The 11,340-nt window shown below is 30.4% G+C and carries 9 protein-coding genes; 3 read left to right on the top strand and 6 right to left on the bottom strand.

All coding sequences use genetic code 11. The annotated features are described in order from the left end of the window. Positions 1 to 259 precede the first annotated feature (259 nt). From CER22_RS27845 to CER22_RS27830, 3 genes are all read left to right on the top strand, one after another. Positions 260 to 589 carry a putative mucin/carbohydrate-binding domain-containing protein gene (locus CER22_RS27845; RefSeq protein WP_256943749.1) on the top strand — a complete coding sequence of 110 codons (330 nt, stop codon included), beginning with the start codon at positions 260 to 262 and terminating at the stop codon, positions 587 to 589. A gap of 255 nt (positions 590 to 844) precedes the next feature. Then, entirely contained in the window at positions 845 to 1,393 is a 549-nt protein-coding gene (locus CER22_RS27835; protein WP_088065104.1) for a fascin domain-containing protein, read from the top strand. A 1,520-nt stretch (positions 1,394 to 2,913) separates the two neighbouring features. Next, on the top strand, positions 2,914 to 3,249 hold the full coding sequence (locus CER22_RS27830) for a hypothetical protein (RefSeq protein WP_088610155.1): 336 nt from the start codon (positions 2,914 to 2,916) through the stop codon (positions 3,247 to 3,249). Positions 3,250 to 3,734: 485 nt separating this feature from the next. Here the strand turns inward: CER22_RS27830 and CER22_RS27825 are convergent, their stop codons facing one another. From CER22_RS27825 to CER22_RS27800, 6 genes are all read right to left on the bottom strand, one after another. Further along, the gene (locus tag CER22_RS27825) at positions 3,735 to 4,109 is read right to left on the bottom strand and encodes a hypothetical protein (RefSeq protein ID WP_088610154.1); all 375 of its coding nucleotides are present in this window, start codon (positions 4,107 to 4,109) and stop codon (positions 3,735 to 3,737) included. A gap of 685 nt (positions 4,110 to 4,794) precedes the next feature. Then, on the bottom strand, positions 4,795 to 4,956 hold the full coding sequence (locus CER22_RS33300; protein ID WP_075395322.1) for a hypothetical protein: 162 nt from the start codon (positions 4,954 to 4,956) through the stop codon (positions 4,795 to 4,797). Then, entirely contained in the window at positions 4,956 to 6,071 is a 1,116-nt protein-coding gene (locus tag CER22_RS27815) for a response regulator aspartate phosphatase (RefSeq protein ID WP_088610153.1), read from the bottom strand. The genes CER22_RS33300 and CER22_RS27815 overlap by 1 nt, the downstream gene beginning before the upstream one ends. A 1,021-nt stretch (positions 6,072 to 7,092) precedes the next feature. Further along, positions 7,093 to 8,181 (bottom strand): CDP-glucose 4,6-dehydratase, encoded by a 1,089-nt coding sequence (gene rfbG, locus CER22_RS27810; protein WP_088610152.1) that lies wholly within the window; start codon positions 8,179 to 8,181, stop codon positions 7,093 to 7,095. Positions 8,182 to 8,209: 28 nt separating this feature from the next. Beyond that, the gene (locus tag CER22_RS27805) at positions 8,210 to 9,169 is read right to left on the bottom strand and encodes an NAD-dependent epimerase/dehydratase family protein (protein ID WP_088610151.1); all 960 of its coding nucleotides are present in this window, start codon (positions 9,167 to 9,169) and stop codon (positions 8,210 to 8,212) included. An 82-nt stretch (positions 9,170 to 9,251) separates the two neighbouring features. Beyond that, a complete protein-coding gene (locus CER22_RS27800) occupies positions 9,252 to 11,321 on the bottom strand; it encodes a glycosyl transferase (RefSeq protein ID WP_088610150.1) in 2,070 nt (689 codons plus the stop codon). Between the last annotated feature and the right edge of the window lie 19 nt (positions 11,322 to 11,340).

Below are 11,340 nucleotides of genomic sequence, written 5' to 3'. Positions count from 1 at the left end.
GTGTAATTCTCCTCGCCTCTTTTTTCTAGATTGTAACTAGGTTTAAGAAACTTTGCAACAGAACCTAGAGTAGTAACCTGGTTTATTTACAATAAATAATAAGATTCTTAGAGAATAGCTTAGAAAAAAGTTGAGGAAGTTTAAATAAAAGTGGTTGCAACTATTTAAACCTTTGAAGTTAAAGAACTTTTATGAATTTTTCGCTATATTATAAGATTTAAATGTTGAAATTTATTTACTTGTTTATCTAAATTGATACATTTATACAATTAGATGGAAGTTAAGGGTGTTGAATCAAAACATAATAGTTTGTTATTTTAATAATACGTATGCGAGTATCAAAGTACAGAATTCATCCGGTAGTGTTGTGTACAATAAGGAAATAGTGGGAAATAGACAGCAAACTGCTGAAAGCCAAACTGTGCCAGTCAAAGTGGGAGATTATATTGAGTTTACCCATATAGAAGGGGAAGCAGTGAATGAAAAGACTCGTGCTACACTTACTAACCTTGAGAATAATAAACAAGAATATATAGGCAAAAAAAGAATTTATCAAGTTACTTCAACGGGATTAAACAAAATAGATTAACATGAAAAATATTCGAATTTTTAGTTAGATGCTTAATAGTCGTTCATTATGAACGGCTATTTGGCTTTTATTTAATATAAAGTGAAATTAATTTTAAAAATATGTTTGAGGACTGAGTGATGTTTAGGTGCTATAGATTTGAGAAAAAAGAAACAGAATAATAAGGTATTTGTTGATAAAGACTCTCTTGTATTACAAAATTTTACATATTTGGTATGATGTATATGAGTGATATATATTAAGGGAGGAATGGGAATGAAGAGGTTCATAACTCATGCAAATGGTAATAAGATCTTTAAAAAGTTAGTTTTAATGGTGTTGCCAATGGTTCTAATGATAATGATGATAACCCCATCGAATGGTGCATTGGCAGCCGAGCAATCAAAGGCAAGTTCACTAAAAGGTGTGAGTCTATTTAATGGAAGCTGGACTGTTGCTATACAAGCTGCAAATTTACAATATGTTTCTGCTGAGCCATCGGGCAATGTAGTAGCAAATCGTAATGCAGTTAATGAATGGGAGAAATTCGAATTAATTCCGACTGGAGAATTATATACGTATGCTTTAAAAGCGAAAAGTAATGGCAAGTACGTTTCGTTTGAGCCAAATGGTAGAGTAGTAGCAGATCGTACATCAATTGGGGCATGGGAAAAATTTATTTTATATAATGGTGGAGACAATAGGATATATGTATTACAAGCGTTAAGTAATGGTAGATTTATATCAGCAAATAGTGGTAGAGAATTAACTGCTAATAGTTATGTAGCTGGAAGTTGGGAAAGATTTGTTATTGTGTATTTCTAAATTTTGAAGTGTTATATATATAAATAATAATGACTGGTTTAGTTCATATGCATGCTAAATAAAGAGTTAAGTACTTAATACAAGTGTATATTAAGGTGTAAAAAGGACTGACTGCAAGTAATTGTCAGTCCTTTTTGTATGTTAAATAAGTAATTACGGAGGATATAATGAGAAGAAAAAGAACCCTATTGGGTTCTTTTTCAAGGCATATTAACAGTAAGGAGAATCATGAAATGCTACTTCAAATCTTTATTAGGGGAAAGATTTTGAAAAAGCTTAACATACATCTATTTTTACATAAATGTAAGATATAGTAAATTGATAATGTTTTTACTTACTATTACTAATATTCAATTAATAAAGTTAACACTATGTGTATAGTGTTAACTGATGTTTAGTGTAGTATACATTTAGAAATCTAGTATTAGATTATAATTGTCAAAAAAGCTAATAGATTTATCATTTCAAATTCTAACTAACATTTAAACGATTTTAATTGAAATGGGGTGTGTATTAACTCTTATAAGCTAATGAAAGTAAATAAAATAAACAAAGACCCTGTAAAAAAATACAGGGTCGGATACAGGGTTAAGGGAACGCATAGTTTCTTAAAAACATAATAGCATATATATTTTGTGTAGCTATATGAGGATTTTGACAAAATTAAGAACAAGACAGAAAATCTTTAAGAAATTATATTGGTGGAGATATGATTTGGAAGTGAACTGTTTACCTGTTGATTTAGATGAAAGTTTTTGAGCACTGTGATCAAACGGTCTTTAAATAAAAGGTTTAGGCTAGTGAGATAATTGAATCTTCCTGAAAAAGAAAAATGTTTCTTTTGGTATACAGCTTACATATTGCTGAATTAGATACGAAATCATAATTCGACTATGAAATAAACAACTTAAGAAATTTTAACATAATATGGACTGAAAAGAATATGTAATAGTGCATTTTTAGTTTTCAATTTATTTATTGGTATAGAAAAGCAGTATAAATAAAAAGGGCATGCAGTCGTATCTGCCGCCCCTTTTAGGAGGAATTCAAGACACCGATAGAACACGTATTGGTAAAAAGGCTCAAAAATAGTATATGTAAAAAGAAAAAGTCCTATACCAAAAGTGGACTGAGCCATATCTTTTTACTTATTTAAAAATTAAATTTCATTCTTTTCAAAATCAGTACGGTAAACATATGGTTTGGAATGAAATTAGAAAAAGTATACATGAAAATGGCAGACAACAATTTTGTCGTCTGCCAGTGCCAATGGACTGAATGAGTTAGTCAATTACTATATATTGCTACCCCATTACCAAAAGAGTGAAGCCGCTAGTTCAAACGGCTTAAACCTAGTGTGCCTAATAAAGAAAAAATTATGAGTAGAAATTTTGTTTGCACTATATGAAAAGATTAATAGATATTCATCAGACAAGGATAATACAGCATACCTTGAATAGGGTGTAGGAACGAATTAAGGAAAAGAATGTAATGTTATTAGGGAAGGGACTGAATCAGGAGTGAGAATTTCGGACAGGATTTGGGGAGCCGTGGTTGCCTTTGGTATTGCGACTAATATCACTGCTTGTATAATGGCATTATACATTCAAAAGTATGAGCTAATGATAAACTGCCTTATAAATATTTTATTTTTAATACTTATAGCTAAAACGTTTATTAAGATGAAAATTAACAAATGGATGGCATTAGGATTTACGTTGGTTGTAATAGAAAAAGGTATTAAGGCAGGTTATGACTTCTACACACATGATTATTATGGTGTCAGTTGGAGTTTAGCTATCATTATCTATTGCATATACGAGATGGAAAATTATTATGTTGAAACAAATAATTAGCCGCAAAAATAAGGATTAGTAGGCGTAATTCTTATTAAAGTATACAATTTTTTTGAACAATGATATTACGATCCTGTTTTTTACTTCAAGAGCATAAAAAAAGACGCCATAAGGCGCCCCAAAATTGGGTAAATGAGGTTTTAGTTTTCCAATCTAAAGAAATTATGTATCAGCTCACAATGAGAGTATATCATAATATGTAATCAAAATAATATGCATTATTACATATCCGAGTTTAACAAAAGTAAGATGAGAGTAAATTAAAATATTATAAAAAAGACACTACAAGAGTGTCTTTTTTGGGGAAATACTCTATAATTAACTTTGGGGAAGGTAATGTTAGAGTATTCGTTTAGCATTATCTTTATATTTGATAAACCATGAAATCGAAAGATTTTGTGGTTTATTTTTTGAACAATAGATATTACAGTATTGGCAGTGAGCTATTGATTATTATAAGCATTGGGAGAGAAGGGATTAAAAGTCTAACATCGAATAACGGTTCCGGAATATAGTGTTGCGAAATGATCTCCCATATCCCAAACGCTACTTGCTTGTATATAGCCCTTAAAGCCTTCTGAAGAATAATAAATCTCTTTTGGTATACTTTCTTTAGTTTGGAAATGTGCTTTAGAGTACTTTACATAATGGTTTTTAATAACTTTTGATTCTGGAACAATAGTGTTTTTTTGTTCCAATGTTTGCCTAGCACTAGAAGGTGGTATGAACCTTACAGTGTCTTGGTAATTATGATCAAAGGTGTCAGCCTGTACACTGTGTGACGACACAAAGACGCTTAAACCACTTCCCACAATTAATGTTGCAAATGCTAACTTTGAGAATTTTGTTAATCTACTCATTTTACAATCTCCTTTTCATTATTTTGTAAGGTATCTCCTTACACCTCACAGTCTATATCCACTACAAAAGGGTGTACATACATATTGATAGACAAAATTCTACAAAATACCTCATCTTTTTGGGATTGTGTATAATAATCCAATGTTTAATAATTTATCAGAAGTAAAAAAGTAGGTCTTATATAAAAGAAAATGAATAATTTATGCAAGTAATGTATATAAAATTATTGTTTAAATATTCTAAAATGAGTTGATAAAGATGTGGGAATTTTTTTAGAAAATAAATGATTCCAAAGATTAAATTTGGAAGTTAGATTCTCTTTTTAAGTTTATTTTTATAGTATTATTCACATGTGTGAATTATTAAGATTTAAATATAAAAAAGTGAAAAAAATGATAAACATTCTTCTCACTTTCATCAATTAGGGTGGCATATACATAAATATGCGTTTAAGAGGATTTTTGGATGAAAAATCCACATGAATAGTATAACAAAATATTTAGAACTATTCGCATGTAATATTGCATATGAAGAGTCGGTAGTTATAAAAGTTAGCGTATTTCCATAATTGTTTAACAGATTTTCCTAAAAGATTTACCTTCCTTAAGCGTGTACAGGGTGATACGTGAGAGATAAATTATATGTAAAGCCCCTCCGAATGGAGGGGCTTTACATACACTTACATTAAGTTTGTTGTGGTGCACCACCATGATCGCCAACACTATATGTGGGAGCGGGGTAATGTCCATGAGTAGCAAACTGATTCGCTTTAGAAAATTGAGAAATTCCCACCGTTAGAACCCCAATAAAAGCAATACCCGATAATAATAGGCTGATTTTTTTCATTATTTTAACACTCCTTTTTCGATTGATTTTCGTCTTGCTTGGTAACAAATATGGAAATAATCACTTACCTTTTGGTGGTTCTCTAATTGTCTACATTTTGTGGCAAATATTTCGGCGTATTCGACAACATATTCCCATAATTCTTCTTGCTCAAAGTATAAGATTCCTTCTTGAACGATTTTTTCTAATTCTTCCAGTGGAATATTTTCATTTAATCTTTTTAAAATAGAGAAGTGGTGTGTGTATTCTTCGTTATGAATTCCTCTGCAAATCTGTAATCCCTTATCAATGAGTTTGCTAGCTGCTGATTGTTCTCCTAATTTATAATGTTCCTTAGCTTGTAGGAAGATAGCCTTGAAGTGTGTAGGGATTTTTTCTGTTACTTCTGAAAGGTGACGAATAGCTAACGTAGACATACTTTGATCAGAATACAGCCACCCCATAGTACTTTTTACGTATAACAAGGAATCTTCTTCCTTATTATTCTGTAGTAATTCAATTGCACAATGTAGATATTCTTCTGCTTGTTCGTACTGCTTTAAATAGATACAGCAACCACCTAGCAAACTATTACAAAAGGCTGTTTTTACTTCATAACCTTCATACTTCGAAAAGATTGCCCTTGATTTATTTGCGTATTCGATAGAAGCGAGCATGTTATAGGTATGGTGATAAAAAGTAGCAATTCTATAGTAGAATTCAGCGTGTTCAATTTCATCTGGAATGTTTACTAATATCTTTTCTGCCAGTTTATAATGTTCTTCTGCCTCAGTAAAACTTGATATAAAAGTGGAATGAATGGATTTAAAAAAGTGATAATAGAAGCGTAGAAAATGGTCTGTAGGCATATCATAATCACTAATAGCATCAAAACTATTTTGTTGAATACCGAGGCTATCTGTTAAGACCGTGTAACGAAATTCAAGTAGTGAGTAATAAAGTAACAAATTTTGATCCTGACGTTCTTGATTTGGCTCAATACTTAACTTATTAATTTTTTCATCAATCTTCTTTTTTAGATTAGTAGCTTTTATAACTTGTTGAGATAGCATAGATCGATACCAGTCGTTCAATAGAGAGGTTAATTGCTCATTTCCCTTTACTGAAACACTCACTATATACGCCCCCATCCTATAGAAATATCTTAATCCTATATAATTGTAACTATCATAGCAAAATAGAAGAAAAAATGGATGTATTTTACAATGTTTTTCAATAAAATTCATAAAAAACAATCAATTTATGTCGAATGTACTTAGAATTTAACACAAATGTATAAACTTTGCGTATGTAAATAAGAAGAGAATAAAGAAAGAAAAAAACTTGTAGGAATTCCTACAAGTTTTTTTAGATAATGTAAAAATGTGAAACAGACTATCTCATTACTCGTAACAGGGAAACTATCTTACTTATGGCTTGCTTTCATTATATAACGAGTTTTAGCATTTAGAATTTTTTTGTTTGAAAATTATGTGAATTTATGCTGAAGATGTACTATTTTAAGGATTTGTTCTCGCTGTGATTAAGACAAATTAAAGAAAGGTAGAAAAGGCGCATAAAAGGGAAAATCTTCTTTAAACGTTCTAAAAAGATGATTCTAAAAGTTATTTGTCTGTAGAATAAATAGTTCATGAAATTATCCCCATTGGTGAAAGTAAATGAGAGACTCAATATATAAGTAAGAACTTTGGGGGAGTATATACCAGAAAGGTATAGTTATAAAATTGTTAAAGCTTAGTATAATTATCGAGATTTTCACCTTGTTTGCTTTTCTAATAGGATAAGTTGAAGAAGATAGGAAGTTTTTCTTTGAAATAAGCTTTTTTGATAGGAAAAAGTTTTTTTCATAACTAGAACAAATAAATGGATAAGTTCATATACTGTATTGTCGTTAAAGTAAGACATTATTCTCTCTGAACCAAGGAATCACTAGCACAATATGTGATTCCTTGGTTCTTAAGTATAATGTCTATGAGTAATTTGAAATAACCGAAGAAATAAAATCTTTGTTAATGGGCAGTCACAGGATTCTAGGTATAATAGGTTCACAATTTAGACTATAAAAGTTAATGTCCCTTTAGCTAAGAAGACTCCCTCCTTAAGAAACAAGCAGTGAGTATGAGTAAGGGGGATAGTTTAAAGTGCGGAATATTGTTTGATTTGGTTAACACATAAATTTAGCACCTCTGTACTGGTGTAAGAATTATAATGTTTATACCATTCTATTGTATTTTCTAAAGTCTGTTGTAGGGACCACTTCGGTTGCCAATTAAGCTTGAATTTTGCTTTACTAACGTCAAGGTTTAGTAAATTTGCTTCATGAAAATTCATTGGACCCATATTTTCTGTTGTCCAATCCCCGCAACCCCAAATATCTAGTAAACTCGTCACTAATTTTTCTACTGGAACAATATTGTCTAGGGATGGTCCGAAATTCCATGCACCTGAAAAAATAATATCATTATTAATAATTTTTTCTGTGAGGAGTAAATAACCGCTTAAGGGTTCTAATACATGTTGCCAGGGTCTAATAGCAGTAGGATTTCTAATAATAATCTTTTTATTCGATTCTAATGCTCGTATACAATCAGGAATAATCCTATCTATTGACCAATCACCACCACCAATTACATTACCAGCTCGAACGCTTGCAATTATTTTCTTGTGGTGAGAAAATTTTTCTTCTGAAAAATAAGAATTTCGATAGGAAGAAATTAAAAGCTCACAGCATCCTTTACTTGAACTATATATGTCATGACCGCCCATAGGATCAATTTCACGATAACCCCAAGGCCATTCTTTATTTTCATAGCACTTGTCACTTGTCACCATAATTCCTATTTTAGCTGATTCATGTAATCGAATTGCCTCTAGTACATTCATAGTTCCTAGAACGTTTACCTCGTATGTTTCTCTAGGATATTCATATGAATACTTAACTAGCGGTTGTGCAGCTAAATGGAATACAATTTCAGGGTTATAATCTGTAAAAACTTTATTTAGTTTACTAAAATCTCTTATGTCACCGCGAATGTCTATTATATTATTTTGAAGATTGGTAACATTAAAGTTGTCGTTTTTATTTTTAGGATCCAATGAATATCCAATTACAGTGGCACCTAATTCCTTCAACCATAGGGATAACCAAGAACCTTTAAAACCAGTATGTCCTGTAATTAAAATTTTCTTTCCGTAAAAAGCGTTATTAAAGTTTTTGTTTAACAATTAATCCACCTCCTTTAGTACAATATTTTCAGGGGATTAGATATAAATGTGTATTGTTTTTATACCAATTAATAGTTTTAATAATTCCTTCTTCAATATTAATTCTAGGTTCCCAAGAAAGAGATTCTTTAATTTTGTGAACATCTGCTTCAGGAACCCATCTTTCATTTGTTCTAGAGGAAATTGCACCGTAATTTGGTCTGGAATTGGTGTTCAAATGTTTGAATAATAATTCTACATAATGTTTTAAGGGATGAATGGTACCACTCCCAATATTAAAGATGTCATTTTGTACAGTGGTATTTTCTACTGCTAGGATACAGGCATCTATTATATTTTCTATATAACAATAATCTCTTAATTGATTGCATAAAGTTAAATCTACATCTTTATTTTGTAACACTTGCAAGATAATATAGCTGAATATTTTATGTGGCTCCTCAGCCTCTCCGAATATGCCAAAAGGTCTTAGTGTTATAAGATTAATATTGTTTTCGCTTGCCATTTGATGGGCTAATATAGTAGCAGCAGCTTTGGTACTTCCATAGATATCCACAGGAGTTAGTAGCATATTTTCATGAATAGGTTCCATTTTATTGCCGTATTCAGAACTACTACCCATATGAATAATTTTTTTGCAATTTACTAATTTTGCTGCCTGAATTATGTTACATGTCCCTATAATATTTGTTTCTATAGCGTGCATGTAGTCTGTATGGGCAGAATTTACACCATAGGCTGCCAGGTGAAAGATATAATCCGGGTTAACTTTCTTTATTACATCTTGTACTTGTTTTTTGTCTCGTATATCTATTTCATAGGTTTCAATATTTTTTAGAATATCCTTTAGTCTCCAAGAATTGGATGATGTTCTTATAAAAAGAACAATTTTTGCTTGTAAATTTAAAAGTCTTCGTACCAAGTGAGAACCAATAAAACCATATCCACCAGTAATAAGAAAAGTTTTATTTTTAAATGAAGTAATCATAGTGATAATCTATCCTTTATTAAGATGTATTTTTAGTTAATGGAATAAATTCACTTATTTTAACATAAGGAGAATATCAGTCTTAATTGTGATGAGGGGAGGAGTATTTAAAATAATTTTTTATTGTATTTGTATCAATTTGGCCAGCAAATAAAGGGAATGGGGATTTTTGAAAAGTGTTATGAAGGATATGACATGTCTTGTTCAATTGTTCAATATAAGGAATATATATATGATCTAAAATCGTTGGAGGTAATTCTAAAGTTTCATGTTTCCACAAGTCGAACTCATTTGGATTAATAATCTGCATACTTCCAAAATGAAAAGCAATTAATTCATCTTGATCAATAAGAACTTTATTATCTGTTTTTGATATAGAACTGCTATTTAGAATTACATTCCAAGGTGCTGCATCAATACCTTTATGAGTCATAATTTTTATATTAGAAAAAATGTTAGGAATGTGATTTAAATATTTTTGGTCACCCCATCTATTCATTTCAACATCATAATGATTTTTGCAATATTCTAGGCATTTATCTTTCCACCATGTTAAAATTTCTTTACTATTTTGATCGTTTTTAAAGCCAACTAAACCAGCTTGGTATATACCGTGTATGCTTTCAATTTCAGTAGAACTTCTTTGGGGGCATAGGAATATAGAGTATTTCCACCATTCATCAAGAATGATATTAGGTGCTGTAAAGAAATACATATCAGCATCACAATATATAATGTGATCAACCTCGGGATAAAGACTAAGGACATGTAGACAAAGAGGTGCTTTTAATGTCCAACAATATTCTTGTAAATTTCTCTCATTTTTTATACTGAGGAGTTCATGATTTTCAAGATCTTTTACCGGAATGAGTATGGCGTGCTTTAATTTTAAATTCTCCAATATTTGATAAGTTAAATCATCCATACAACAGATCCATACAGTAAATTTAGTGTTGAGATTTTCTAAGGAATAATAAGAGGTCAATCCTTGAATTAATCGTTCTTTACTTATAATCATAGAAAAGTTCATAAAATGGTTGGATTGATTCATTTTTCTTCTTAATTGTGAATCTTTATATAAGGTTTGAGCTTCATTTATATCTTTTTTACTTAAAAATTGTTTCGTATTTTTATTAAATTTTTCTTTTAATTGCTTTAAAACAAATTGGATTCTCTCTAAATAAGGAGTGTAAATATGGTTTAATATATTGTTTGGTATTGAAATTGCTCCCAAAGACCATAGATCAAAATCATTTTCAGTAAAGATAGTAATACATGCAAAATGGTAAACAACTAGTTTATCATTTTCAATAAATACATCATTGTTACTCTTGTCAATTTTGTAATCGTTATTATATATACAGTTCCAAGGCGCAGCATTTATACCTAAGTTATTGGAAATTTTTACTTTTGGAAAATAGATAGGGATATAATCTAAATACTTTTGGTCGCCAAACTTTCCCTCCTCAGGTTCGGCACTACACCAATCTATACATTTATTTTTCCACCAACTTACACTCTTTAGTCCATAGAGATCATTCTTAAATCCAATTAGACCAGCCTGATATTTGCCGTACATTTTTTCTACCCAATCACGATCTCTTTGGGGAGTAAGGAAAATAGAATGTTCACCCCATTCCTCAAAAATAATATTAGGATCAGAGAAAAAGCATAAATCACCATCACAATATAGAATAGATGGTAAATGGTAATTTACCAATAAATATTCTATCAAGACAGATTTTAAAGTCCAACAATATTCATTTACTTTTCTTTTTCTCTTAATTGCTTTTAGTTCACTATCTTCTAATTCTTCAACTTGTAAAAGGTTTACGTTAATTAGATTCATTTCTTTTAATAATGAATATGCAAAAGGATCTATACAACAAATCCACAATGTAAATTTTTCTGAGTACTGCATTAATGATTGCTGTAAGGCAATGATTTTCAAGACATATTCACTACCTACAATGACACAGAAATGATTATTTAGATCATGTTGTTGATTATAGAATTGATGGTTAATTTGTTTTTGAGTACTTTTAGGGGAGAGATTTGAAGTCTTAATTTCTGTTGAAAGCGGGTTAATTATTTTCTCATTAGAGGGGATATATAATCGAGGTAAACTTATTTTTTTATCATTAAAGCTCAATGTTTATTCAGTCCTCTCC

Source organism: Bacillus sp. K2I17 (assembly GCF_002209985.1).
Taxonomy (GTDB): Bacteria; Bacillota; Bacilli; order Bacillales; family Bacillaceae_G; genus Bacillus_A; species Bacillus_A wiedmannii.
The sequence above is the reverse complement of the archived record's forward strand: the minus strand, read 5'-3'. Positions and strand labels throughout refer to the sequence as shown.

Excerpts from the sequence above, each read along its gene's own strand:
- CER22_RS27835 (WP_088065104.1), top strand. The coding sequence starts at position 845 with ATGAAGAGGTTCATAACTCATGCAAATGGTAATAAGATCTTTAAAAAG.
- CER22_RS27825 (WP_088610154.1), bottom strand. The coding sequence starts at position 4,109 with ATGAGTAGATTAACAAAATTCTCAAAGTTAGCATTTGCAACATTAATT.
- CER22_RS33300 (WP_075395322.1), bottom strand. The coding sequence starts at position 4,956 with ATGAAAAAAATCAGCCTATTATTATCGGGTATTGCTTTTATTGGGGTT.
- CER22_RS27805 (WP_088610151.1), bottom strand. The coding sequence starts at position 9,169 with ATGATTACTTCATTTAAAAATAAAACTTTTCTTATTACTGGTGGATAT.